The 23,174-nt window shown below is 66.4% G+C and carries 23 protein-coding genes and 1 pseudogene; 17 read left to right on the forward strand and 7 right to left on the reverse strand.

What is annotated here, in order from left to right; genetic code table 11:
• Positions 1 to 38: 38 nt before the first annotated feature.
• From ACLQ3I_RS21535 to ACLQ3I_RS21550, 4 genes are all read left to right on the forward strand, one after another.
• Positions 39 to 203, forward strand: a complete 165-nt coding sequence (locus ACLQ3I_RS21535; RefSeq protein ID WP_425804625.1) for a hypothetical protein — start codon at positions 39 to 41, stop codon at positions 201 to 203.
• Between the two features lie 545 nt (positions 204 to 748).
• The gene (locus tag ACLQ3I_RS21540) at positions 749 to 1,225 is read left to right on the forward strand and encodes a glutathione peroxidase (RefSeq protein WP_425792875.1); all 477 of its coding nucleotides are present in this window, start codon (positions 749 to 751) and stop codon (positions 1,223 to 1,225) included.
• Positions 1,226 to 1,272: 47 nt separating this feature from the next.
• Positions 1,273 to 1,914: a GntR family transcriptional regulator gene (locus ACLQ3I_RS21545; RefSeq protein ID WP_425792874.1), complete on the forward strand. Its 642-nt coding sequence runs from the start codon at positions 1,273 to 1,275 to the stop codon at positions 1,912 to 1,914.
• The gene (locus ACLQ3I_RS21550; RefSeq protein ID WP_425804628.1) at positions 1,911 to 3,167 is read left to right on the forward strand and encodes an MFS transporter; all 1,257 of its coding nucleotides are present in this window, start codon (positions 1,911 to 1,913) and stop codon (positions 3,165 to 3,167) included. Before ACLQ3I_RS21545 ends, ACLQ3I_RS21550 begins: the two co-directional genes overlap by 4 nt.
• Positions 3,168 to 3,309: 142 nt before the next feature.
• Here the strand turns inward: ACLQ3I_RS21550 and ACLQ3I_RS21555 are convergent, their stop codons facing one another.
• Positions 3,310 to 4,533 (reverse strand): NAD(P)/FAD-dependent oxidoreductase, encoded by a 1,224-nt coding sequence (locus ACLQ3I_RS21555; RefSeq protein WP_425804631.1) that lies wholly within the window; start codon positions 4,531 to 4,533, stop codon positions 3,310 to 3,312.
• A 121-nt stretch (positions 4,534 to 4,654) separates the two neighbouring features.
• On the reverse strand, positions 4,655 to 5,851 hold the full coding sequence (locus ACLQ3I_RS21560) for an ROK family transcriptional regulator (RefSeq protein WP_425804634.1): 1,197 nt from the start codon (positions 5,849 to 5,851) through the stop codon (positions 4,655 to 4,657).
• Positions 5,852 to 5,902: 51 nt separating this feature from the next.
• Here ACLQ3I_RS21560 and ACLQ3I_RS21565 point away from each other — a divergent pair, with 51 nt between their 5' ends.
• The 3 genes from ACLQ3I_RS21565 to ACLQ3I_RS21575 all read left to right on the forward strand — a co-directional run bounded on the left by ACLQ3I_RS21565 (position 5,903) and on the right by ACLQ3I_RS21575 (position 9,615).
• Positions 5,903 to 7,084 (forward strand): MFS transporter, encoded by a 1,182-nt coding sequence (locus tag ACLQ3I_RS21565; RefSeq protein WP_425792870.1) that lies wholly within the window; start codon positions 5,903 to 5,905, stop codon positions 7,082 to 7,084.
• 96 nt (positions 7,085 to 7,180) lie between these two features.
• Positions 7,181 to 8,368, forward strand: coding sequence for a DUF1214 domain-containing protein (locus tag ACLQ3I_RS21570; protein WP_425804636.1), 1,188 nt, complete (start codon positions 7,181 to 7,183; stop codon positions 8,366 to 8,368).
• Positions 8,369 to 8,388: 20 nt separating this feature from the next.
• Positions 8,389 to 9,615, forward strand: a complete 1,227-nt coding sequence (locus tag ACLQ3I_RS21575) for a sulfotransferase family protein (protein WP_425804639.1) — start codon at positions 8,389 to 8,391, stop codon at positions 9,613 to 9,615.
• Between the two features lie 110 nt (positions 9,616 to 9,725).
• Here ACLQ3I_RS21575 and ACLQ3I_RS21580 read toward each other — a convergent pair whose 3' ends face one another.
• On the reverse strand, positions 9,726 to 10,595 hold the full coding sequence (locus ACLQ3I_RS21580; protein WP_425804641.1) for an SDR family NAD(P)-dependent oxidoreductase: 870 nt from the start codon (positions 10,593 to 10,595) through the stop codon (positions 9,726 to 9,728).
• 60 nt (positions 10,596 to 10,655) lie between these two features.
• Between ACLQ3I_RS21580 and ACLQ3I_RS21585 the strand changes: the two genes are divergently transcribed.
• On the forward strand, positions 10,656 to 11,912 hold the full coding sequence (locus ACLQ3I_RS21585; protein WP_425804643.1) for an oxygenase MpaB family protein: 1,257 nt from the start codon (positions 10,656 to 10,658) through the stop codon (positions 11,910 to 11,912).
• An 8-nt stretch (positions 11,913 to 11,920) separates the two neighbouring features.
• On the opposite strand, the gene ACLQ3I_RS21590 is transcribed toward ACLQ3I_RS21585, so the two are convergent.
• Together ACLQ3I_RS21590 and ACLQ3I_RS21595 are read right to left on the reverse strand one after the other, a co-directional pair.
• Positions 11,921 to 12,424, reverse strand: a complete 504-nt coding sequence (locus tag ACLQ3I_RS21590) for a methylated-DNA--[protein]-cysteine S-methyltransferase (protein WP_425792865.1) — start codon at positions 12,422 to 12,424, stop codon at positions 11,921 to 11,923.
• 156 nt (positions 12,425 to 12,580) lie between these two features.
• Positions 12,581 to 13,012 carry a MarR family winged helix-turn-helix transcriptional regulator gene (locus tag ACLQ3I_RS21595; protein ID WP_425804678.1) on the reverse strand — a complete coding sequence of 144 codons (432 nt, stop codon included), beginning with the start codon at positions 13,010 to 13,012 and terminating at the stop codon, positions 12,581 to 12,583.
• Positions 13,013 to 13,197: 185 nt separating this feature from the next.
• On the opposite strand from ACLQ3I_RS21595, the gene ACLQ3I_RS21600 reads away from it, so the two are divergent.
• The 4 genes from ACLQ3I_RS21600 to ACLQ3I_RS21615 all read left to right on the forward strand — a co-directional run bounded on the left by ACLQ3I_RS21600 (position 13,198) and on the right by ACLQ3I_RS21615 (position 17,717).
• A complete protein-coding gene (locus ACLQ3I_RS21600) occupies positions 13,198 to 13,947 on the forward strand; it encodes a DsbA family oxidoreductase (protein ID WP_425804645.1) in 750 nt (249 codons plus the stop codon).
• A 155-nt stretch (positions 13,948 to 14,102) separates the two neighbouring features.
• The gene (locus ACLQ3I_RS21605; protein ID WP_425804648.1) at positions 14,103 to 16,121 is read left to right on the forward strand and encodes an OPT family oligopeptide transporter; all 2,019 of its coding nucleotides are present in this window, start codon (positions 14,103 to 14,105) and stop codon (positions 16,119 to 16,121) included.
• A 230-nt stretch (positions 16,122 to 16,351) separates the two neighbouring features.
• Entirely contained in the window at positions 16,352 to 17,128 is a 777-nt protein-coding gene (locus tag ACLQ3I_RS21610; protein ID WP_425804651.1) for a crotonase/enoyl-CoA hydratase family protein, read from the forward strand.
• Between the two features lie 88 nt (positions 17,129 to 17,216).
• Positions 17,217 to 17,717: a dihydrofolate reductase family protein gene (locus tag ACLQ3I_RS21615; RefSeq protein WP_425804653.1), complete on the forward strand. Its 501-nt coding sequence runs from the start codon at positions 17,217 to 17,219 to the stop codon at positions 17,715 to 17,717.
• Here the strand turns inward: ACLQ3I_RS21615 and ACLQ3I_RS21620 are convergent.
• Entirely contained in the window at positions 17,714 to 18,580 is an 867-nt protein-coding gene (locus tag ACLQ3I_RS21620) for a ribokinase (protein WP_425804655.1), read from the reverse strand. The two genes, ACLQ3I_RS21615 and ACLQ3I_RS21620, sit on opposite strands and share 4 nt — an antisense overlap.
• Positions 18,581 to 18,710: 130 nt before the next feature.
• On the opposite strand from ACLQ3I_RS21620, the gene ACLQ3I_RS21625 reads away from it, so the two are divergent.
• From ACLQ3I_RS21625 to pcaC, 5 genes are read left to right on the forward strand one after another with little or no spacing between them, the layout of a single operon-like run.
• The gene (locus ACLQ3I_RS21625) at positions 18,711 to 19,889 is read left to right on the forward strand and encodes a 4-hydroxybenzoate 3-monooxygenase (protein ID WP_425804657.1); all 1,179 of its coding nucleotides are present in this window, start codon (positions 18,711 to 18,713) and stop codon (positions 19,887 to 19,889) included.
• Positions 19,874 to 20,713, forward strand: coding sequence for a protocatechuate 3,4-dioxygenase subunit beta (pcaH, locus tag ACLQ3I_RS21630; RefSeq protein WP_425804660.1), 840 nt, complete (start codon positions 19,874 to 19,876; stop codon positions 20,711 to 20,713). The genes ACLQ3I_RS21625 and pcaH overlap by 16 nt, the downstream gene beginning before the upstream one ends.
• Positions 20,710 to 21,264, forward strand: coding sequence for a protocatechuate 3,4-dioxygenase subunit alpha (pcaG, locus tag ACLQ3I_RS21635; RefSeq protein ID WP_425804663.1), 555 nt, complete (start codon positions 20,710 to 20,712; stop codon positions 21,262 to 21,264). Before pcaH ends, pcaG begins: the two co-directional genes overlap by 4 nt.
• A 3-nt stretch (positions 21,265 to 21,267) precedes the next feature.
• Entirely contained in the window at positions 21,268 to 22,494 is a 1,227-nt protein-coding gene (locus ACLQ3I_RS21640) for a lyase family protein (RefSeq protein WP_425804666.1), read from the forward strand.
• Positions 22,494 to 22,871: a 4-carboxymuconolactone decarboxylase gene (gene pcaC, locus ACLQ3I_RS21645; RefSeq protein ID WP_425804669.1), complete on the forward strand. Its 378-nt coding sequence runs from the start codon at positions 22,494 to 22,496 to the stop codon at positions 22,869 to 22,871. Before ACLQ3I_RS21640 ends, pcaC begins: the two co-directional genes overlap by 1 nt.
• A 21-nt stretch (positions 22,872 to 22,892) precedes the next feature.
• Here pcaC and ACLQ3I_RS21650 read toward each other — a convergent pair.
• Positions 22,893 to 23,174: pseudogene (locus ACLQ3I_RS21650) on the reverse strand (HNH endonuclease); the annotation flags it as partial.

The following is a 23,174-nucleotide window of genomic DNA, read 5'->3' on the forward strand; positions in this document are numbered from 1 at the left end:
CGGGAACGAGGCAGCGATGACGCGGTTCGGCCCTTGTCGTGGCAGTGCTGTTGTGCGCCACCACGACTGTCCTCGGCTATCAGTCGAGCGCCCATGCGGCACTGTTCCGGACGGTCGTCGTCGAGCCCGATCTCGCTGCGTGCCACAGTGAGCAGACCGCCGCGAAGAACGTGTCGTGCGCAGTGGCGCTGACGAAGCTGTGACGGTGATGGTTCAGAACCCGGGCGCAGGGATCTCGTGGAATATCGACACCGGTGATGTCTGCGTCGTCTATGCCGAACTCGAGAGACTGATCAATCTCGGGCTCCACAACTGTCACAAGACCACGTTCGTCAATCCCGAGACGGATGCTGCTCTCATATCATCGCGAAGCCGGGCCGCGACCACCTTCGTCCACGAATCGAGTCATGGTGTTCAGGAAAGCGTCGGGTTGAAGCCGGTGTCCACCACCGTCTTCGGTCCGGCCGATGATGTGCGGCGTCTGGAGTTCGCCTGCGACTGCTGGTCGGGGGCCGGATGGAGTTGGCCGATCGGCGAGGTCCACCTGTCGCCTGCCGATCTCACCGAGGCCGTGGCATTCATGTATTCGCTGCCCGACCGGCCGACAACGGCACCGGCGCCGAGCGAGGAAGGGCTTTCCAGCGCGGCATCACCGAGGGGGTCGCGGCCTGCGATGCGATACTGGGCCGGTCCGCCTACACCTAGACGCATCCGCGTCTTCCGATGCGCGACCACGGGGAGAGAGATCATGACCACCGCCTATGACTTCACCGCTGACGACATCGACGGCAACCCGGTTCCGTTGTCCGGATACGCCGGGCTGCCGCTCCTCGTCGTCAACACCGCCTCGAAGTGTGGATTCACACCGCAGTACCAAGGACTCGAGGCCCTGCACCGCAAGTACTCCGACCAGGGGTTGCGAGTGCTCGGATTTCCGTGTGACCAGTTCGCGCACCAGGAACCGGGCGATGCGGACGAGATCAAGAACTTCTGCTCGCTGACCTACGACGTCACGTTCCCGATGTTCGCGAAGATCGACGTCAACGGATCCGAAGCGCATCCGCTCTATGCGTGGCTGCGTTCGGAGAAGCGTGGGTTGCTCGGTGGGCGGATCAACTGGAACTTCACCAAGTTCCTCATCGGCCGTGACGGCACCGTCGTCGATCGGTTCGCGCCGACCACCAAGCCCGAGAAACTGAGTGGGGCGATCGGCGGACTGCTCTGAGAACACCCCTTGCATGCAAGCTTGTATGCAAGGGGTAAGGTGCCCGCATGACCACGACCACCGGGCCCGTCGCCGCCGAGCGTGCGTATGCCCACACCAAGGCTCGGATCATCAGCGGAGACCTGCCCGGGGGTGCGCTGGTGAGCGAGGGAGCCATCGGCGCCGAGCTCGGGATCAGCCGGACCCCCGTCCATGAGGCGTTCCTCCTGCTCAGTGCCGAGCAGCTGATCGAACTCGTCTCGCGCAAGGGTGCGATCGTCCGGCCGATGACGCACCGCGAGGCCGAAGACGTCCTGGCCATGCGCAAGGGCATCGAATCGGCGTCGGCAGCCCAGGTGTTCGCGACCGGTGGTCCTGCCGAACGTTTTGCCGGCCTGTTCACGGAGAACCTGGAACGGCAGCGCCACCACGTCGACGCCGGGGACGTGTCCGGATTCGTCGCGGCCGACGACGACTTCCACGCGCTGATGGTGGAGGCCTCCGGCAACCCGGTGGCGCAACACTTCTACGAGGAGCTGCGAAGTCGCCAGCAGCGCCTGCGCAATCTGTTGCTCCGCGTCGACCCCGCGAATCTGATGTCGTCCTACGACGACCATCGGGAGCTCGCGGATTGCTTCCTGCGCAGTGACGCGGCTCGATTCGCCGACTCACTCGACACCCATCTCGATCGCTATCAGGGTGCGATATGAGCCTGGGAACGCAGCCACGTTCAGCCGCCGTCGACGTCGCGCCCGGCCGCACGGTCCCGCCATGGGTTCTTGTGTTCGGGGCGGTGTTCGTCTGTTCGTGGGCGGGCAACCAGTTCAGTCCGATGTTGCTGCTGTACAAGGAGGCCGAGCACTATTCGGCCGGGACGGTCACGAGCTTCCTGGGTGTCTATGTGGCCGGGCTCGCACCGGCGCTGATCATCGCGGGTGCGGTGTCCGACCATGTCGGCCGGCGGATTCCGATGTTCTGGGCGGTCTGTTTCGGTCTGGCCGGGAGTGTGCTCCTCGCCCTCGGTGAACTCGGTTCCGTCCCAATCTATCTCGGCCGTCTGGTCTCGGGTATGACGGTCGGCACCGCGATGGCCGTCGGGACCACCTGGCTCAAGGAGATGTCCGGAGCGCCGTACGACATGACCGCCGACGCCGGGTCCGGTGCGCGCCGCGCGTCGCTCGCCTTCACTCTGGGGTCGGCGTTGGGTGCCCTCGTGGCGGGCAGCATCGCGCAGTGGGGGCCGTGGCCCGAGGTGTTGCCCTACGCGATCCACGTGGTGGTGACGCTGCCGTTCCTCTGGCTCGTCCGGCGCGCGCCCGAGACGAGCGTTCCCGACGCGGTCCGCCCGCCTCTGCGGACCCGTATGGCGGTGCCGTCGGCTCGGCACCGACGATTCCTTCGTGTGGTGGTCGTTTGCGGCCCATGGCTTTTCGTGGCATGCGGGCTCGCCTATGGATACCTTCCGGTCCTGCTCGGGGATGCAGCCGGTGGACTGGGACTCGCCTACGCGACGGTGCTCAGCGTGATCGCGCTGGTCTCCGGTGCGCTCATCCAGCCGGTCGCCAAGCGGATCGACTCGTCCTCCAGTGCCCGGGGGATCGTGGTCTCACTCGCGACGCTGACCGTCGGCATGCTGGTGATGATGGCGGCGGTGGCGACGGATCAGCTGATCGTCGGTGCGGTGGCCAGCGTGGTCTTCGGAGCCGGCTTCGGAATCGGCCTCGTCTCAGGTCTTCTCGAGGTCCAGCGGATCGCGCCGGCCGCGGACCTGGCCAAGCTCACCGGGGTGTTCTATGCCGTTGCCTACCTGGGGTTCGTCGTCCCGACGATCCTCGCCGCACTGACGCCGCCGTTCACCACCATCGAACTGTTGACGGCACTCGTCGTGCTGCTGGTCATCTCGACCCTGGCGGTGCTCGTCAGCTATCGAAAGCACCTGCCGGCGACCGGCTCGCGGTGGTGAGCATTCCTGCACGGCGCAAACGAGAATCCGAGGGCCGCCGGTGCGGACACGGCGACGGACGGGACCGCGGTGGCCGGGGCGGTGAGCTGAGTCCCGCCCGATTCGACCCGAAAGGCATGGACTCGGATGCTGCCTCCGAGTGTCACGAGATGAGTTCGGCGAGCGCCACATTCGGGTTTGCGAGCTTCTCGGTGTCCACTGAGGTCCGGGCCGTGATGAGTTCCTTGATCCCTTCGAGCTGATCCCAGACGTTGACCTGCATCCCGGCGAGCACGTGGGCGTCGCCGTCGAGCCAGCACACGACGAACTCCCGTCCCGGGACGTCGCCGCGGAACACCACTTGTTCATAGCCGGTCGACAGTCCGGTGTACTCCATGCCCAGATCGAACTGGTCGGTGAAGAAGTACGGGAGATTCGAGTACTCTTCGCTGCCGCCGAGCATGTTGGCGACCGCCACCGCCGGCTGGTTCAGCGCGTTGGCCCAGTGTTCGGTACGCACCCGCGTGTGCAGGAGCGGGTGCTCGGCGTTCGCGATGTCGCCGACCGCGAACACGTCGGGATCACTGGTCTGGAGGCCGGCGCCGACGAGCACGCCGCCGTCGGCGGTCGCCAGCCCGGCTGCCTCCGCGAGTTCGAGATTGGGGACGGCACCGGCCGCGATCAGTACCACGTCGGCATCGACGGTGTCGCCGACCGCGAATCGGAGGCCCCTGGCGGCGCCGTCCTCGGTGATGATCTCCGCGACCTCGACACCGGTTCGCAGGTCCACCCCGTGTTCACGATGTAGTTCGGCGAACACCTCGGCGACCTCTGGCCCGAGGGCACCCAGCAGGGGCTGCGGGGCGAACTCGGCGACGGTCACCTCGGCGCCGCGTTCGCGGGCGCTCGCCGCGACCTCGAGTCCGATCCAGCCGCCACCGACGATGGCGACCCGGGTCTTGTGGGTGATCGCATCGCTCAACCGCTGGGCGTCGTCGATGGTCCGCAAATAGTGGACACCGTCGGCGTCGGCGCCGGGGAGGTCGAGACGACGTGATCGAGAACCGGTGGCCAGCAAGAGTTTGTCGTAGGAAAGGGTGCTGCCGTCGGGAAGACCCACCGACTTGTCCGCGACGTCGATCTTGTCGATGTCGGTTCCGGGGCGGAGGTCGATCCTGTTGTCCCGATACCAATCTCCATCGTGCACGGTGAAGTCGTGGAGGGTTTTCTTGCCCGCCAGGAACTCCTTGGACAATGGCGGTCGCTCATACGGGAGCCGCTCTTCGGCGCCGAACAGCACCACTTTGCCGTCGAAGTCCTTTTCCCGCAGTGTCTCGGCTGCCTTGGCTCCGGCCATGCCGCCTCCGATGATCACGATGGTTGGCATTGATGTCGCCTCCCTGTGCTGGTCCGAGATCGGTCCGCGTCAGCGTGCGTGGGGGCAACTCTACTCCGGGGAGGCCGCGGAGTAGGGCCCGTTCGCCCGATGATCTGAAGGCCGGACCACGTCAACGACCGTGCCACTCGGCGAGCGCCTCGACCGTCGTGATGTGGTCGACGCCGTACAGCGCGGCACCGTGCAGTGGCCCGTCGTCCCCGTAGGCGCCATCCAATATCATTGGGGGAGAGTCTTTTCGGTACGACATCAGGCCGGCTCGATAGGCAGAGTCGAACTGATCGGTCGCTGCTGCGCGCAGTGGCAGTGCGAGGCCTCCCAAGGTGACCACGTCGGGATCGTGGAGATTGACGAGACCGGCGATACCTCTTCCCAGGGACGCGGCCACGGTGCGCACGGCGTCTTGCGTCCGCGAATCGGTGTCGGCGTCGCGTCGGTATCGGTCGAGAAGTCGATGGGCATAGGCGAGCGCGTTCTTCGGTGTCGGATCGCCACGATGGGCAGCGAGCGCCCGACCGTCCACGGTGAGGTCCCAGCAGCCGTGGGCCCCGCACGGGCACAGCTGTGACCGGTCCCCGAACGGGATGTGGCCGTATTCTCCGGCGCCGCCGTGCGCGCCGGTCGCCGGTACGCCGTCCACGATCAAGGCGCCGCCGATGCCGACCGTGATGATCAGGTGGAGGGCGGTCCCGACCCCGCGCGCCGAACCGGTCCGCGCCTCGGCCAGCCCGGCGAGGGTTGCGTCGTTGCCCACCAGCACCGGCAGATCGACCTCGTCCGGCAGTGGGTCGGTGAGGCGGGACAGATCCATGTCGGTCCATCCGCGGGGCGTGAACTGCACGAGCCGGTCGTCGCGCATTGTTCCGGCGACCGACACCGAGACCGCCCGGACGCGCCGTGTCTCGCGTTGGTGGATCGTCCGGATCGCATCCGCCATCTCGGCCAGCACGCGCTGCGGGTCGCGGCGGAGCCGTGAAGCCTGCGCCTCCACCTGTGGGATGCCTGTGACGTCGGCGCTCGCCACCCGCCAGCCGGTGGTGGTCAGTTCGGCGGCGACAACCAGCGGACCGTTCGGATGAGGTCGAAGGATGGTGGTCGGCCGCCCGCGCCCGTGGGCAGGGGCCGGTGCCTCGTCGAGGAGTTCCATCCGTCGCATCCGCGCCAACAGTTCGGTGGCGGCCCCGCTGCCGATCCCCAGTTCCTGGGCGGCAGCGGCCCGGGTGATGCCGGGACGGGTGCGGACCAGGTCGATCAGCCGGGCGGCGGTGAACCACCGCGAAGGCGTCGAACCGGTCGGCTGTGAAGTCACCTGTTCATCTTTCCATTTCAGATAAACTCTGAGCACGAGTATATTCGTCGCGTGGTCATCTCTGCACCTTCGGTCCCGACGCAGCGGGGGGTTCGCCAGAACCTCCCGGCGTTGTTGGCGCTGGCCCTGGCCGGATGCCTCGCCGTGACCACCGAGATGCTGCCGGTCGGCCTGCTGCCGGCGATCGGAGACGCTTTCGACGTCGGCGAGTCGACCACCGGGTTGCTGGTGATGGTCTACGCGACGATGGTCGCGGTCTTCTCCGTGCCGCTGACCATCGCCACACGCCGACTGCCCCGTAAACCGCTGATCCTGGTCACGGTCTGCGCGTACCTGGTGAGCAATGTTCTGATCGCCGTCGCGCCGACGTTCGCAGTCGTCGCGGCTGGACGTGTGGTCGGCGGACTCTCGCACGCCCTGTTCTTCTCCGTGTGCATCGGTTATGTGCCGCGGCTGGTCGAGAGCGGGCAGGTGGGGCGGGGGCTCGCCTTGGTGTCAGGCGGTGCCACCGCCGGGTTCGTGCTCGGTGTCCCGGTCTCGACAGCGCTGGGTTCGGTGGTCGGTTGGCGCAATGCCTTCGCCGCGCTCGCCGTGGTCGCAGCGATCACGCTGGTACTGGTCGCGCGTCTCTTGCCTTCAGTGAGTGGCGCCCCGGCCGGCAGGCGGATCCAGAGGCGCGGAACGCGAACAGATCTCGGGATCGTGGTCTCGTCCAACATGTTGACCTTTGTCGGTCAGTACACGCTCTATACCTACATCACGGTGGTGTTCCTGGCGGCCGGCGCCCACGAGTCGTCGATGGGTCCGATCCTGCTGTTGTGCGGCGTATGCGGCCTCGTCGGCCTCGCCGGGATGGGACGGACGATCGATCGCCATCCGCGCACGACGGTGTTGACCGTCCTCGCGTTGCTCGCCGTCGCGATCTTCGGCGTCTGGCTCGCGCAGGAGTGGTTCGTCGTGGTGGTGATCGCGGTGGCGTTCTGGAACGGTGTGTTCGGAGGCGTTCCCTCGATGTACCAGTCGGCCGCGGTGCGGGCCATGCCCGACGCCCCGGAGATCGCCGGCGCCTGGATCAACGCCACCTCGAATGTCGGTATCGCCCTGGGCGCGGTGGTCGGTGGACGGCTGCTCACGTCTACGTGGGGGATATCGTCACTCTCGTGGTTCGGCGCGACGTTGGTCCTGATGGGGCTCGGGGTCGCGCTCGTCGGAAAGCGTGCGTTCCCCGGGTAGTCGTTCGGGCCGCCAGGCCACGTGCGTCGCCGAATCCCGCACATCCCCAGTGTCGTTCCCCGATCATGGAATCACCGGGATGACGAGAGGTGGGCGATGAGCGGCAGAACGATTGCGACGGCGGCATTGGGACAGTTCAAGAAGGCCCGGGTGGCCTACCTTCGCATGCGCGGCCGGACCCTGGAGAGTGTAGCCGAGCAGCGGGTCGTCGACGGCACGTCGTGGAATGAATTCTGTGACACCCTGAAGTCGGCCGGCGCGGCCATCGTCTTCCCGGGAGCCCCCGCCGACCCCCTCACGCAGGCGGAGGGCTATCGCTACCTGAGCCGGCTCACCCGCGCCGGGCTCGAGGCCTTCGTCGAGTACGCCGATCCGCGCGCGCCGGTGTTGCGACGCATGATCCACGAGACCGCGAAGATGGGGTCGGACAACCCCGACAACTACTACCTGAACGCCACCGTCGACGGCACGCTCGACTATCGGATCACCGGGACCAGGGGCACGGTCGACTACCTCGGCTTCGGCACGCAGGAGGGGAATTACGGTGAGGGCGGCCAGATGCCGACCACCGGCTACCTGGAGGCGGCAGATCTCGAGATCGGCCCGGACGGACGATTCGAACTGATCCTGAGCGCCACCGGGCACGAGGGCAACTGGTTACCGATGACGCCCGACACCGGTTTGCTGATCGTCCGTCAGACCTTCGCCGATCGCACCACCGAGGTGCCCGCCGATCTGCACATCGAGTTGCTCTCCGGAGCCGCCACACCCGAACCGTTGTCGCCCGCATCGCTCGACGCCGGTCTCGCAAAGGCGAGTCTCCTGGTGGCCGGCGCGTCGATGCTCTTTGCCAACTGGGCCAGGGACTTTCAGAAGCATACCAACGAGCTGCCGATGTTCGATCCGGAGCGCTCGACCAAGGCCGGCGGCGATCCGAATATCATCTACTACCACAGCTATTGGCGGCTGGGCCCAGACGAGGCGCTGGTGATCGAGAGCGAGATCCCGGAATGCGACGGCTGGAACTTCCAGCTGGACAACCACTGGCTCGAGTCCCTCGACTATCGGTATCACCCGGTCCACGTCAACAAACACACCGCGAAGTACCGGCCCGACGGTTCGGTGCGGATCGTGGTCTCCCACCGGGACCCGGGACTGCCGAACTGGATCGACACCACCGGCCACGACTGCGGTGCCATGACCTTTCGGTGGATCCGCGCGGCCACGCATCCGCAGCCGCGTACCCGCGTGGTGAGGCTCTCCGAGCTGTCGCTCCTGGACTGACCTGGAATCAGTGGCACGCCATGACCGCAACCTTCGTCCCCTTCCAGCGCAGGCCGATCCGTGCGATCAACCGGATCGGCGAGATGCTCGGCGGGCGTGGCGTGCAGAGCACGGATCTGTCGGCGGACACCTTGCGGCGGCGCGCGGCCGACAGCACCGGCCTGGCCTGGGTGGCCGATGCCCAGACCGAGGAAGCGCTCGACGTATTGTGTGCGTCGATCATCGAGGAGGCCCGTCTCAGCACTTTCGGTGCTCTGGTCATCCGTGCCCGACTGCATGGTCTCCTCACCACGCGGTTGCGGGTGGCCGCGCTGGTGCGCACCCACCCGGAGATCACCGCCGCGCCCATCGCACCGCCCATCGTGATCGCGGGTCTGCAGCGCAGCGGTACCACGATGCTCCACCGGCTCATCGCGGCGGATCCGGAGATCCGCGCAGTGGGGTCGTGGGAGGTCATCCATCTCCTGCCACGTAAACGGGAGAAGCCCGGCAGACCCACGGTGCGCGTCGCGCAGACCACCGTGGCCGAATGGGCCCTGCGCTATCTCAACCCGAAATTCTTCGCGATCCACGCCGTGGAGGCCGACGGACCCGAAGAAGATGTTCTGCTGCAGGAGTACTCGCTCCTGTCCCAGGTGCCCGAGGCGATGCTCGACGTCCCCTCGTACGCACGATGGCTGCGCAATCAGGACATGCACGGCTCGTATGAGTATCTCAAGATCCTGCTGCAGATCCTGCACCTCCAGAACCCGAGGCCGAAGTGGGTGCTCAAGACGCCGGCTCACCTCGAACACCTGGACACCCTGCTCGACGTCTTCCCCGACGCGCTCATCGTCCAGACCCATCGCGATCCGCTGCTCACCACGGCGTCGTTCTCGAGCATGCTGGCGCACGGCCATTCGATGTTCAGCGATCACGTGGACGCCGAAAGAGTTGCCCGGCATTGGCTGTCACTCAACGGTGAGATGGTGAACCGTGCGCTCGATGTGCGCGCGCAGCGACCGGGCGCGTTTCTCGACGTCCGGTACGACGATTTGGTCGAGGACCCGATGGGCCAGGTGGCACGCATCTACGCGGCGGTCGGTTTCGAACTCACCGACGCCATCCACGCACGGATGGAGCAGCATCGATCCGGGCACGGTCAGCACGCGCACGGCGTGCACAGCTACACCCTGGAAGAGTTCGGCCTCACCGTCGCCGAGGTCGAGGCGGTCTACGCGCGATACCGTGCGGAATTCGATCTCTGATCCGCGTGGCTATCCGCTGGTCGAGTAGCGGCGACGAAGGAGCCGCGTATCGAGACCACCTGCCAGACAACACATGTGGCCCGAGCGATACGCGGCGCAGGCTCAGCGACTCATAGTGGCCACTTCGCCCCGGTCAATTCCTCGGCTTTCGCCCACAGCCTTCCCGCCACGTCGAAATCGCAGGCAGCCGAAGATCTTCCGAAGAGAACCGGGTCTCCTCGAAGCGCCCAGAGACCATCCACGCCGACATAGCTGCCCGGTGCGATGGGCTCGGTCAGGCAGTACAGGGTGGTCTGTGCACCGGCGTCGACGTCATTGGCGAAGGCGGACGCCGTGCTCTGCACCACCTTGTGCGCGACGCCCAGGCCGGGCTTGTTGGAGATGTTGGATGCGACCCATCCGGGCGTGGTGAGCATCGCGGTGACGGGCGAACGCTCGGCCCGGAGACGTCGATCGAGTTCGAGGCCCCAGAGCATGACCGCCAGCTTCGACCGCGCATAGGCGCGCGGCGGGCTCCATCTGGCGCTGGACAGATCGAGATCGTCGGGATCGAGTGTGGCCCCACGATGCGCGTCGGAGGCCACCGACACGATCTGCCGCTCGATGCGCGGCAACAGGAGATTCGTCAGGGCGAAGGGGCCGAGGAAGTTGGTTCCGATGCCCATCTTGAAGCCGTCGGCGGTCGTCCGGTGCTGATGGGGAAAGACTCCGGCATTGTTGATGAGGTAGTCGATCGGTCCATCGAGGTCGTCGGCGAACGCGCGCACCGATGCCAGATCGGCGAGGTCGAGGGCGGCCACCTCGCACTCACCTCCGAACTCGCGGGCCCGTTGCTCGCCGAGTTCCACGTCGCGCACGGCCAGCACCACACGTAGGCCGGCCCGTGCCAGCGCACGTGCGGTCGCCATTCCCAAACCGTTGGTCGCACCGGTGACGACGACGCGTCGCCCGGCCAGAGTTGTCAGTCGGTCGTCAGCCATGGCCCGAGCCTAGTGGTCGGATGGATTGTCCCGAGTGAGACGAATCGTTAGAATAGTCTCATGTCATCGACGACGCAGACCCCGACGACGCAGACCCCGCCGGCGCTGGTACCGCCGAGGCGGCATCGTTCTGCGGACGCACGCGGACGCCGGATGGGACGCCTCTTGCGGATCTACTGGCGATTGTCGGAGCCGAGCGAGGACGACCTCGAACTCCTCGGCCGGCACCTGATGATGCGTGACGAACCCGCAGCCGCGCTGGTCCGGGCGATGCGGCTGCCCAAGGAGGATGCGGCACGCGTGACGATGGCGCAGTTCCAGGCCGCACTCGAGTCGGGTGTCACAGATCAGAGCCCGGAGGCCCTGCGGTCCTTCTTCGCCCTGGTCGAAGACACGCCGGATTGGGTCGATCCCGACCTCTGCGAACACGGTGCCACTGTCTTCCGACGCTTCGGACAGAACGCCGACGACGTTCTCCTCCAGCTCTCGTTGATCGGTGGATATCGCTTCGGCGGGCCGGTCGATCTCCTCGCGGAGACCGGTGGACTCTCGGGGAGCACCACCAGGCGTCGCCTCGGCGAAACCCAGACCTGGGCGATCGCGGTAGGACAGCGGGATGGGATGGTCCGAGGCGGTGCCGGGTGGAAGCTCACCGTCCACGTTCGGCTGATGCACGCGCTCGTCAACGAAGCCTTCGAACGCAACGGACGATGGGACAGCTCCGAGTGGGGGTTGCCGATCAACCAGACCGACCTCGCATCGACCCTGAATCTGTTCAGCGGCGCGCTGATGATGGGTGTGCGAGCCCTCGGTGTGCCGATCAGCAAGGACGATTCACGCGCGCTGATGCATCTCTGGAAATACGTGGGATGGCTCATCGGCGTGGACGACGACTGGTTGTTCGACGACGAGCGCGACCAACATCAACTCAGCTACGCGATCCTGCTGTCGCAGACCGACGTGACCGACGCCGGTGGGCAGCTCGCCCGCGCACTCGTCGACGTGCAGGACGAGTTGCACTATCGGTTCGTGCACCGCATCTCCGCCCGCTACACCCGCGAGCGTCTCCTCAGTATGCTGGAAGGTTTCCTCGGGACCGAGAGCATGCGCGATCTGACACTGCCACAACGACTTCCGTGGGCATTCGGCACCGCATGGGTCCGGAACACGATCAATTACCGGCTGATCGGTCCGACGCCCATCGGGGGTCGATATCTGGAATGGCGCGGACAGCGCGCCCGCGATCGCGCCCGCTACCGTCACTTCGGCAATGACGGAGCAGAGATCGGTTCGCTGCCGATCGGCAGACACGGCTGACGAGTCGGTCAGAACAACCGGCTCGCCCGCACCTCCGGTGCCTCTTCCAGTTCGAGGAGCCGGCGTTTGCGCTCCAGGCCGCCGGCATATCCGGTCAGCGAGCCGTCGGCGCCGATGACCCGGTGGCATGGGATGAACACGCTGATCGGGTTCTGCCCGAGGGACCGGCCGACGCGTTGCGCCAAGAACTTGTCGCCGAGGCGCACAGCGAGCTCCCCGTAGGTGGTGGTCTGTCCGTACGGGATGTCGTGCAGCAGGGCCCAGACGCGTTCAGAGAATTCGTCACCGTCGGCGTGCAACGGCACATCGAAATCGGTCCGGTCGCCGGCGAGGTACTCCTCGAACTGGGTCACCGCTCTGCTCAACACCGGATCGTCGTGCGCGGTGACCCGCTCGCCGAAAGCCGACGTGTCCGCGATCTCGAGGTAGCAGCCGACCAGGACGTCGTCGTCGGCGACGAGGGTCGCGTCACCGAGCGACGTGTCGATCACCGAATGTCGCACCGTGTCCATCGCGCACTCCCTTATCGCGCACTGCCTTATCGGGCACTCCTTATCGCGCACTGCCTAATCGCCTGGTTCCACGGTACGGCGGGGCACTGACATCAGCACTCGTCGGAGACATCGGTGGTCACGTGTGACTCGCACTGTCTGCCGCGTGCGTGGTGGTCAGGTAGTGCTCTCGGCGAGACGTCTGAGCAAGTCGGCCAGCTGTCGGACGTCGTCGGGATCCCATCGGGACAACTGGGCCCGCCACTCCGCGAGGGCAGCGAGGGCCACGTCGTCGAAGCGGGCGTGTCCCTTGTCCGTCATGGCCACCACCCGTGCCCGCGCATCGTCCGGATCGGGATGACGCTCGGCGAGACCCAGGCGTACCACGGAGTCGATCTGTCGTGTCAGGGTCGATTTCTCCAGCCCCAGCTCCGCCAGCAGAGCCGACATCGGGACGGCGTCGTTGCGAGAGAGGAGGACCAGGAGCGGATAACAGGTCGGATCCAGTTTCGGGTGGATCGCGCGCACCCGGTCACGGATCTGGATACGACCACGTCGCCAGATGTCGACGAGTTGGGCCTCCAGGTCGGTGATCGGATCCGGGTCCATGGTGGCAGTCGTACCTTCCCCCTCGGCGCGGTCGGCGAAAGCCGACATGCCTCGACAGAATAGCGAGATGCATGGAAGGGCTGCCGATGGTCTGCCCGATCCGCGCGGCGGAACATCGCGTGCGTGCGATGTGTTGCAGCGAGGGTGTCCGGGGTCAGGAGCCGCGGAGGAGAGGATTGCCTGCCATGACCGTGACGGTTGACATCTGGACCGACATCAACTGTCCCTTCTGCTACCTGGGGAAGCGACGTTTCGAGGCGGCGTTGGGAGAGTTTCCGCAGCGTGACGGCGTCACGGTGGTGCACCGTTCATTCGAGCTCGATCCGACACTGGCGGCCGGAACGAGCGCACCAGTCGTCGAACACATAGCCCAGAAGTACGGGATATCGGTGGAACAGGCGGCCGCGAACGAGCAGGGCATCGCCGCGCAGGCCGGCGACCTCGGGCTGGGCTATCGGACGAATGGCCGCGATTTCGGCAGCAGCTTCGACATGCATCGCCTCCTCCATCACGCCCTCGCCCACGGAAGGCAGGAGGCATTGCTCGACGCCCTGTACGAGGCGAATTTCGTCGAGGACGAGCCGTTGTTCGGTGATCACGAGCGATTGGTCGAGATCGCGGTCGGTGCCGGACTCGACGAGGCAGGCGCGCGTGCGGTCGTCGACGACCCGGAGGCCTACGCGGATGCCGTCCGTCGGGACCAGAGCGAGGCTGCTTCGCTCGGCGCGACCGGCGTGCCGTTCTTCGTCTTCGGCGGCAAGTACGCGGTCTCGGGCGCGCAGCCGCCCGAAACCTTCGCCCGGGCATTACAACTGGCCTGGGGCGATCAGCTCGTCCCGGTGGGGGCGGAATCGGCCGATACCTGCGGTCCGGACGGGTGTGCGGTTCCGGACACCGACGCCTCGGCCGCCGATGGATCTCGCTCTGATCACTGAGCGTCTCGTCTGACCCGGTTCCGAATCGGGTAATACGGACCGCGAGAGATTCCGGCGCGTGCGGCGCTGGACGGAATCCCTGCGAATCACCGACCCCCCTCCTACAGTTGTGTGAGTCCACAACGCCGAACCGGTCGGGTTAAGGGGTCGCCGTCATGTCCACGCCAGGCTCGGTCGTGAAGGGGGCCCCGTCCGCGGGGCTGAAAGAACTCACCATCCGCGGGATCGTCCTCGGTGGTCTGATTACCTTGGTGTTCACCGCGGCCAACGTCTACCTCGGTCTGAAGGTGGGGCTGACGTTCGCCACCGCCATTCCGGCGGCCGTCATCTCGATGAGCCTGCTCCGGTACTTCGCCGATCACTCTGTCGTCGAGAACAACATCGTGCAGACGATCGCGTCGGCCGCGGGAACGCTGTCCGCGATCATCTTTGTCCTGCCCGGACTCATCATGATCGGTTGGTGGACGGGCTTTCCGTACTGGACGACCGTGGCGGTGTGCCTCATCGGCGGCATCCTCGGTGTGATGTATTCGATCCCACTCCGCCGCGCCCTGGTGACGGGATCGGATCTGCCGTATCCGGAGGGAGCAGCCGCGGCCGAGGTCCTGAAAGTCGGTGACACCGCGCAGGGTGCCGAGGAGAATCGGCGCGGCCTCCGGGTGATCGTGGTGGGAAGTGTTGTCTCCGCGGTCTTCTCGTTGCTCACCCAGACCAAACTGATCGCCGGGACGATCACCGGGACCATCCGGGTCGGTTCGGGCGGAACGATGTTCGGTGCCGGACTGCTGTTCTCGCTGATCGGTGTCGGACATCTGGTCGGTATCACGGTGGGCATCTCGATGCTGATCGGGCTGATCATCTCCTACGGTGTGCTGCTGCCGATCCGGACCTGGGGCGATGTCCCGGCCACCGGTTCCATCGAAGACGTGGTGAGTGATGCCTTCACCAACGACGTGCGGTTCATCGGCGCGGGTGCTATTGCGGTGGCGGCGATCTGGACGCTGATCAAGATCATCGGGCCGATCGCGCGGGGGATCAAGGATGCGATTGTCTCGACGCGGGCACGGCGTGCCGGCACGACGGTGGATCTCACCGAACAGGACATCCCGGTCACCATCGTCTCCGGTGTCATCCTGGCCGCCCTGATCCCCATCGGGTTCATGCTCTGGGACTTCGCAAGTGGAACGGTGCTGCACGGCAGTGCAGCCGGAATCATCACCGTGAGCATCATCTTCGTCTTTGTCATCGGCCTCGTCGTCGCGTCCGTCTGCGGGTACATGGCCGGGTTGATCGGATCGTCGAACAGCCCGATCTCCGGGGTCGGGATCGTGGTGGTGCTGGTCGCCGCCGTCCTGATCAAGGTCACCTTCGGGTCGGCCGACGATTCACAATCCACGGCATTGGTCGCCTACACGCTCTTCACCTCGGCCATCGTCTTCGGCGTCGCGACGATCTCCAACGACAATCTGCAGGACCTCAAGACCGGTCAGCTCGTCGGCGCGACACCGTGGAAGCAGCAGGTGGCACTGGTCATCGGCGTGGTGTTCGGTTCCGTGGTCATCCCGCCCGTGCTGCAGCTGATGCAGACGGCGTTCGGTTTCGTCGGGGCGCCGGGAGCGGGTGACGATGCCCTCCCTGCACCGCAGGCCGGGCTGATCTCGTCACTCGCCGAAGGTGTGTTCGGGGGCGATCTCGATTGGGCGCTGATCGGCGTGGGTGCGTTGATCGGGGTGGCGGTCATCGTGGTCGACGAGGTGCTGGGCAAGACCACCACCAGATTGCGGATGCCGCCGCTGGCGGTCGGCATGGGAATGTACCTGCCCATGTCGGTCACCCTGGTCATCCCCATCGGCGCCTTCATCGGTCGTGCCTACAACAAGTGGGCCGAGCGGAGCGGCCGAAATGTCGAGCGCAAGAAGCGCATGGGCGTGCTGCTGGCCACCGGCCTCATCGTCGGTGAGAGCCTGTGGAACGTGGTGTTCGCCGCGATCGTCGCGTCGAGCGGCAACGACGCCGTGCTCAACCTGCCGTTCATCGGTGACGGGTGGGAGACCGGCTCGGAGATCCTCGGCGTCGTGCTGTTCGTCCTGGTGGTCGCCGGGCTGTACAAGTGGACCCAGATCTGGGCGTCGAAGGAGTCGGAGACGGACGCTGCGGAGGATTCTGCGCGGTAGGAGCCCTCTGTCGCCGAACGCTAAGTGGCGGCGCACTCCTCGATCGCCCGACCGAGTATCTCGAGTCCTGATCGTAATTCGCCGGCGATCGAGCGCGCAGGCCCGGTGTGGTCACGAGTGCTCGTCATCGTCCAAAGGTACGTCGCGACCAGGGGAGGCAACTCGGACGACGGCGGCAGACGTCCGTCGTAAGGTGCAGTGAGCGACCCCGATCGAAAGGCGGCACGACCGTGCGCAAACCTCTGGACATCAGCACCGACGGCGGTGTCTCGGTGTGGACGATCAACCTTCCCGACGTCGGCAACGCCATCACCGGGGTGGATCTGGTCGCCGCATTCGAGGGTGCCGTGGATGAGGCGAACGCCGACACCGATGTTCGTACGGTGATCCTCACCGGTGCGGGCCATATCTTCTCGGCCGGCGGGAATGTCCAGGAGATGGCGGACGAGGAGGGCCTCTTCGGGCTGGGGGGTGCGGATCAACGGTTCGGCTATGCCAATGGGATACAACGGATTCCGAGGGCGATGCTGCGCTGTGAGGTGCCGGTGATCGCCGCGGTCAACGGCCCTGCGGTCGGTGCGGGCTGTGATCTGTCGATGATGTGTGACCTGCGGGTCGCCGCCGAATCCGCCTTCTTCGCCGAGAGTTTCGTCCAGGTCGGCCTCATCCCCGGTGACGGCGGGTCCTGGTTCCTGCAGCGGGCCATCGGTTACGAGCGGGCCGCCGAGATGACGTTCACCGGCGACCGCGTGTATGCCGCGAAGGCACTCGAGTGGGGCATGGTGAGCCGCGTCGTGCCCGACGGTGAACTCATGGACGCAGCAGGGGAATTGGCGGCGCGGATCGCCAAGAATCCGCCGCACGCGCTGCGGATGGCCAAACGCCTACTCGCCGAGTCGCGGACCAACTCGCTCGACACGGTGCTCAATCTGGCGGCGGCGATGCAGCCGCTCGCGCATCAGACGAGCGAGCACAAGGAGCGGGTGGCGCGCTGGTCGAAGCGATGACCCCTTCCGGTTTCGTGTCCGGCGCGCGACAATCGTGAGAACCGACGTCACGACATCCGGATGAGGTAGCGCAGTGATTGTCTACGGCATGAACATCTCGGCCGACGGTTACGTCGTCGACGCCGACGGCAACTTCGACTGGTCCGAACCGGCGGACGACGTGTTCGCGTACTGGGTGGGCGTCCAACAGGAGTCCGCGCTGGACGTCTACGGACGCAACCTGTGGGAGACGATGCAGTACTGGCTGGAGCCCCCAGCGGAGTCGTCGCCTGCCGAACTCGAGTACGCCGACGCCTGGCAGAACACACCGCGACTCGTCGTCTCGAACACGCTCGCGCACGTCGACGGCGCCGACCTGGTACACGACGTCAGCGAGATCCCCGACCGCGACGGCCAGGTACAGATCGGCGGCGCAACACTGGCCGCGTCGATGCTCGACCGTATCGACGAGTTCCGTCCGGTCGTGTACCCGGTGGCGATCGGCGGCGGAGTGCCGTTCTTCCCGTCAGGTGCGCGATTGGATCTCGAGCTGGTGGAGACGCGGCCGTTCGAGTCCGGGCCCGTGCTGTTGCGATACGCGCGTCGCTAGATATCGCGCGGTTGCGCAACGAATTCGGTCGCCGCAGTCGCAGCGAGCGCGGCTGCATCGGCAACCGTCGAGCCCAGTGCGAGGTGTCCGGCCAGGGTCCCCGCGAACAGATCTCCGGCACCGGTGGTGTCGGCGGCCCGCACCTGCTCGACATCGATGCGACGGATCCCGTCGGGAGTCGCGACGATGACTCCGTCGCCGCCCAGAGTGATGACCGCCGATCGGGAGTGGACGAGCAGGCGACGGGCGAGGTCGGTGGGATCGTCGGCAGGGTCGCCGCCGGCGTAGTACGCGGCCTCTCCCTCGTTGACGATCAACGGGTCCGCGGCGCCGATGACGTGCTCGTCGAGACGGCACACCGGGCTCGGGTTCAGGAGGAACCGACGGTCGTTCGCAGTGGCCCAGGCCGCTACGGAGGCGGTGACGTCGAGCGGCGATTCGAGTTGTGTGAGAACGACCTTCGGCGTCAACTCATCGAGCCCGTGCTCCACATGGCCGGGTGTGAGCGCCGCGTTCGTGCCGGTCAGGACAATGATCCGGTTGTCTCCCCGGTCGTCCACCTCGATGATCGCCCGACCGCTGATGCCGTCGACGTGATGGAGATGGCCGATCTCGACCCCACCGTCATGCTGGTTCGCGACCAGCCGTTGTGCCGCGTCGTCGTTCCCGACCGCGCCGATCAGCGCGGTGCGTGCCACTTCTGCCGCGGCCAGGGCCTGGTTGGCGCCCTTGCCGCCAGGACGCTCGAAGAGCGAGGTGCCCAGGATGGTCTCGCCGGACCGGGGCATTCGACCGACCCGCACGATCACGTCCATGTTCAAGGTCCCGACGACCGCGACGTCGATCGGGGACGAGGATTCCATGGCACCGAGTATCCCCATCTCGTCGCCGGGCTGAACCCAATTTCACTCAGTGAAAGCCACGGGTCGACATTTGTGAGCGCGAACTCATACCGTTCTGGGCATCGCAACAGATCACACGAGCGGAGACCAGATGAGCACTGCGACCACGACCCAGGTGGCCATCGTCGGCGGTGGCCCGGCGGGGCTGATGCTGTCCCATCTGCTGCACGTTGCCGGGATCGAGAGCGTGGTCGTCGACAATCGTACGGTCGAGCAGATCGAGACCACGCACCGTGCGGGCATCCTCGAGCGCGACAGCGTCCGACTGCTCGTCGATTCCGGTGTCTCTGACCGTGTCCTCACCGAGGGACACGAGCATGAGGGGATCTCGCTGAGATTCGGCGGGGTCAGCCACCGTATCGACTTCCAGAAGCTGGCCGGCGCGTCGTGCTGGCTCTACCCGCAGACCCAGGTGTTCGTCGACCTGCATCGCGCACGCACGCGGGACGGCGGCGATCTGCGGTACGGCATCACCGACACCGAGGTCACCGGCGTCCTCGACACCCCAACTGTCCGCTACACCGACGCCGACGGCGGACGGCATGAGATCTCGGCAGACCTCGTCGTCGGTGCCGACGGTTCGCGCAGTATCTGTCGGTCCCTCGTCGCCGACGCCCATCAGTACTACCGTGAGTACCCCTTCGCGTGGTTCGGCGTGATGGTGGAGGCGCCGCCGAGCGCCCCGGAACTCATCTACACCCGCTCGGCCCAGGGCTTCGCGCTGATCAGCCAACGGACCGACACCGTGCAGCGCATGTACTTCCAGTGCGATCCCACCGAGAATCCCGCCGAATGGTCCGATGATCGGATCTGGGAGCAATTGCACACCCGGCTCGCCGGGTCGGACGGATTCCGGTTGAAGGACGGGCCCGTCATCGAGCGAACAGTGTTGCCGTTCCGGAGTTTTGTGCAGTCACCGATGCGCCACGGCAACCTCTTGCTGGCCGGCGACGCGGCACACACGGTGCCCCCGACGGGTGCCAAGGGGCTCAACCTCGCCCTGTCCGATGTCCGGGTGCTGGCCGAGGAGATCGAGCGTGCCGTGCAGAAGGGCGACGATGACGCTCTCGACAACTACACCGACCGCGCGCTGTCGCGGGTGTGGAAGGCCCAGCACTTCTCGTACTGGATGACCACGATGCTCCACAATTCCACGGACGCATCGGAATTCGACGAACAGCGCCAACTCGGAGAGCTTCAGTCACTGGTCTCCTCGGAGGCCGGCTCCACCTATCTCGCAGAAGGGTACACAGGATGGTCGCACCATTGATCGCCGGCGCGGACGAGGAGTCGGAGGTGTTCGGCGAGCACGGACAGATCTCGTCTGACGCAGCGCAGGGCACGCAGCAGCAGATCAGCGACGAGATCGCGCGCGTCGGTGCAGATTACGCGTCGTCGCTGTCGGCGGGTGAGTCGCCGGAGACCGCTCCCAGGCTGAACTATCCGCCGTACCGGTCGAGCCTGCTGCGCCACCCCACCAAGAACTTTCACCACTCCGACCCGGAGGGCATCGAGCTCTGGTCGCCGGCCTTCGGCCACCGCGACGTCGACCCGCTCGAGGCCGACCTCACCATCGCGCACAACGGCGATCCGATCGGCGAACGCCTCGTGGTGACCGGACGTGTGCTCGACGGTGACGGACGGCCGATCCGTCGCCAGCTCGTCGAGGTCTGGCAGGCCAACGCGGCCGGGCGCTACATCCACAAGCGCGACCAGCATCCCGCTCCGATCGATCCCAATTTCACCGGTGTGGGCCGCTGCCTCACCGACGACCACGGCTGGTACAAGTTCACCACCATCAAACCGGGCCCGTACCCGTGGAAGAACCACCACAACGCCTGGCGCCCGGCCCACATCCACTTCTCGGTGTTCGGTACCGCCTTCACGCAGCGACTGGTCACCCAGATGTACTTTCCGGGCGACCCGCTCTTCGCCTTCGATCCGATCTATCAGGCGGTCGTCGACCAGCAGGCCCGTGACCGGCTCGTCGCGACCTACGACCACGATCTGACCCAGCATGAATGGTCCACCGGATACCGTTGGGACATCGTGCTCACCGGCAGCCGTCAGACCCCGATGGAGGAAGACCAGTGACTCTCGCACCCACGCCGGGCCAGACCGTCGGCCCGTTCTTCCACTACGCTCTGCCGTTCGACGGCGGTGCCGAACTGGTCCCCACCGGCCACCCGAACCGGATTCGGCTGCACGGCAGCGTGTTCGACGGCGCGGGCGACCCGGTACCCGACGCCCTGATCGAGATCTGGCAGGCCGACGGCTCGGGCAACGTCAGCCAGGAGCCCGGTTCGCTGTGGCGGGACGGGTTCACCTTCACCGGCTTCGGTCGCGTGCAGACGGACCGGACCGGGCATTACACCTTCGCGACGGTTGCCCCCGGTCCGGTGTCGGCGGGCGCCGCGCCGTTCTTCGCGGTCTGTGTCTTCGCGCGCGGCCTGCTCGATCGACTGTTCACGCGGGCCTACCTGCCCGACAGTGCCCGGGCCGTGGCGTCGGACACGCTGCTCACCTCGGTGCCCGAGGAGCGACGGTCGACCCTGATCGCAACGGCCGAGGACAACGGCTACCGCTTCGACATCCATCTACAGGGCGAGGGCGAGACCGTCTTCCTCGATCACGACGGACGATGATCCGTGCCTGATCTCCTCTGGCCCGGCGACCACCACGCCGGTGAGATTCTCACCGACGCAGCAGTTCTCGATGCTTTGCTGCAGGTGGAGTCGGCATGGTCGACGGCGCTCGGCAAGGCCGGGATCGCACCGACGGAGGCCGGCGTGACCGTCGGTGCCCTTCGCGATCTGATCGCCGACGACGACGTCGAGCAGATCGCCGTGGAGGCGGAATCCGGTGGTAATCCGGTGATTCCGCTCGTCCGACGCCTGCGCGACGGGCTCGGTTCGTCGACCGCAGGCACGTGGCTGCATCGTGGTCTCACCAGCCAGGATGTGGTCGACACCGCGCTGATGCTGTGTGTTGCCGACGGATTCGATGCGGTCCTGGTCGAACTGGACGCTCAGGCCGGCACCTTGGTGCGTCTCGCCGGCGATCATCGGCACACCGGGATGGTGGCCCGCACACTCACCCAGCACGCCGTCCCGATGACCTTCGGACTCAAGGCTGCACAATGGTTACACGGGGTGCTCGACGCGCGGGAACAGGTTGCGAGTCTGACATTCCCGGTGCAGATGGGCGGTGCGGCAGGAACATCGGCGGCCGTCGCCGAGCTCTCGGGCCGTGGCGCGGACGCCGGTCCGGTGGCGATGCAGACCGGTGCGATCGCCGCGGACATCCTCGGCCTCGCCCCGCTGACCCCATGGCATTCCGTCCGTACCGCGGTCACCCGCAGCGGCGACGCGGCGGTGGGGTGCACCGATGCCTGGGGGCATATCGCCAACGACGTGCTGGCGCTGTCGCGGCCCGAGATCGGCGAGCTGTCCGAAGGTTCCGGCGGCTCGTCGTCGACGATGCCGCACAAGGCCAATCCCGTTCTGTCGGTACTCATCCGGCGGGCGGCGCTGAGTGCCCCGATGCTCGGTTCCACTCTTCACCTGGCTGCCGCGGATGCCGTGGAAGAGCGCACTGCGGGCGCGTGGCATGTCGAGTGGGATGCGCTGCGGACATTGGTCCGACGGACCGTCGTCGCGGCGCGACAGACCAGCCTGCTCATCGGCGAACTGGACGTCCACGGCGATCGGATGCAGGCGAACCTGGCCGGTGCGGGGGCGTCCGTCAGGTCGGAACAGGAATCGATGGCGACGATCGCCGGGCATGCGCCGGGGTCGGAATATCTCGGCGCCACACAGCAATACATCGACGCCCAGCTCGATCGGGCTCGGCGCGTCGCGACGGAAGGGTCTTGATGTCCAAGTACGACGATGGGATGGCGGTGCGCCGCGAGGTGCTCGGCGACGCGCATGTCGACAAGGCGACCGCGGCGATCACCGACACCACACGCGAATTCCAGGAACTCATCACCGAATACGCGTGGGGGAGTATCTGGACGAGACCGGGACTGGACCGTCGGAGTCGGTCGATGATCACCCTCACCGCACTCATCGCCCGGGGGCACCACGAGGAACTCGCGATGCATCTGCGCGCGGCACTGCGCAACGGGTTGTCGCGCGACGAGATCAAAGAGGTCATTCTCCAGTCGGCGATCTATTGCGGGGTGCCGGATGCCAACACGGCGTTCCGGATCGCGGTCGGCGTGTTCGCGGAGGTTGACGCGGCGGGGTGACGCTGTCCGCCATCGCGCCCTTCACGGTCCGTCGGCTTCGCGTCGGCGTCGGTTGCGTTCTCGTTCTTGTTGTCTGCGGGCGTGTTTGGCTGCCACCCGGGTCATCGACCGGGTGGGAGGTGTCGGCGTCTCTCGAGGGGCGTCGGCTTCGCGTGGTGCGGGTGGAGCTTTGAACCGGATGCGGCGTAGACCGGGGAACAGGGGTTCGAGGTTGTCGGCATCGCCAGGGATCACCAGACCTTCGGGCGTGGTGAACTCGGTGCGCAACCGGCCACGTGTGTCGCGGAACTGCTCGTCGAGCCA

Source organism: Gordonia sp. DT101 (genome assembly GCF_049844895.1).
GTDB lineage: Bacteria > Actinomycetota > Actinomycetes > Mycobacteriales > Mycobacteriaceae > Gordonia.

Excerpts from the sequence above, each read along its gene's own strand:
- ACLQ3I_RS21590 (WP_425792865.1), bottom strand. The coding sequence starts at position 12,424 with ATGGACACGGTGCGACATTCGGTGATCGACACGTCGCTCGGTGACGCG.
- ACLQ3I_RS21605 (WP_425804648.1), top strand. The coding sequence starts at position 14,103 with ATGTCCACGCCAGGCTCGGTCGTGAAGGGGGCCCCGTCCGCGGGGCTG.
- ACLQ3I_RS21545 (WP_425792874.1), top strand. The coding sequence starts at position 1,273 with ATGACCACGACCACCGGGCCCGTCGCCGCCGAGCGTGCGTATGCCCAC.
- ACLQ3I_RS21570 (WP_425804636.1), top strand. The coding sequence starts at position 7,181 with ATGAGCGGCAGAACGATTGCGACGGCGGCATTGGGACAGTTCAAGAAG.
- ACLQ3I_RS21625 (WP_425804657.1), top strand. The coding sequence starts at position 18,711 with ATGAGCACTGCGACCACGACCCAGGTGGCCATCGTCGGCGGTGGCCCG.
- ACLQ3I_RS21615 (WP_425804653.1), top strand. The coding sequence starts at position 17,217 with ATGAACATCTCGGCCGACGGTTACGTCGTCGACGCCGACGGCAACTTC.
- ACLQ3I_RS21595 (WP_425804678.1), bottom strand. The coding sequence starts at position 13,012 with ATGGACCCGGATCCGATCACCGACCTGGAGGCCCAACTCGTCGACATC.
- ACLQ3I_RS21620 (WP_425804655.1), bottom strand. The coding sequence starts at position 18,580 with ATGGAATCCTCGTCCCCGATCGACGTCGCGGTCGTCGGGACCTTGAAC.
- ACLQ3I_RS21575 (WP_425804639.1), top strand. The coding sequence starts at position 8,389 with ATGACCGCAACCTTCGTCCCCTTCCAGCGCAGGCCGATCCGTGCGATC.
- ACLQ3I_RS21585 (WP_425804643.1), top strand. The coding sequence starts at position 10,656 with ATGTCATCGACGACGCAGACCCCGACGACGCAGACCCCGCCGGCGCTG.
- pcaC (WP_425804669.1), top strand. The coding sequence starts at position 22,494 with ATGTCCAAGTACGACGATGGGATGGCGGTGCGCCGCGAGGTGCTCGGC.
- pcaH (WP_425804660.1), top strand. The coding sequence starts at position 19,874 with ATGGTCGCACCATTGATCGCCGGCGCGGACGAGGAGTCGGAGGTGTTC.
- ACLQ3I_RS21600 (WP_425804645.1), top strand. The coding sequence starts at position 13,198 with ATGACCGTGACGGTTGACATCTGGACCGACATCAACTGTCCCTTCTGC.
- ACLQ3I_RS21550 (WP_425804628.1), top strand. The coding sequence starts at position 1,911 with ATGAGCCTGGGAACGCAGCCACGTTCAGCCGCCGTCGACGTCGCGCCC.
- ACLQ3I_RS21555 (WP_425804631.1), bottom strand. The coding sequence starts at position 4,533 with ATGCCAACCATCGTGATCATCGGAGGCGGCATGGCCGGAGCCAAGGCA.
- ACLQ3I_RS21540 (WP_425792875.1), top strand. The coding sequence starts at position 749 with ATGACCACCGCCTATGACTTCACCGCTGACGACATCGACGGCAACCCG.
- ACLQ3I_RS21580 (WP_425804641.1), bottom strand. The coding sequence starts at position 10,595 with ATGGCTGACGACCGACTGACAACTCTGGCCGGGCGACGCGTCGTCGTC.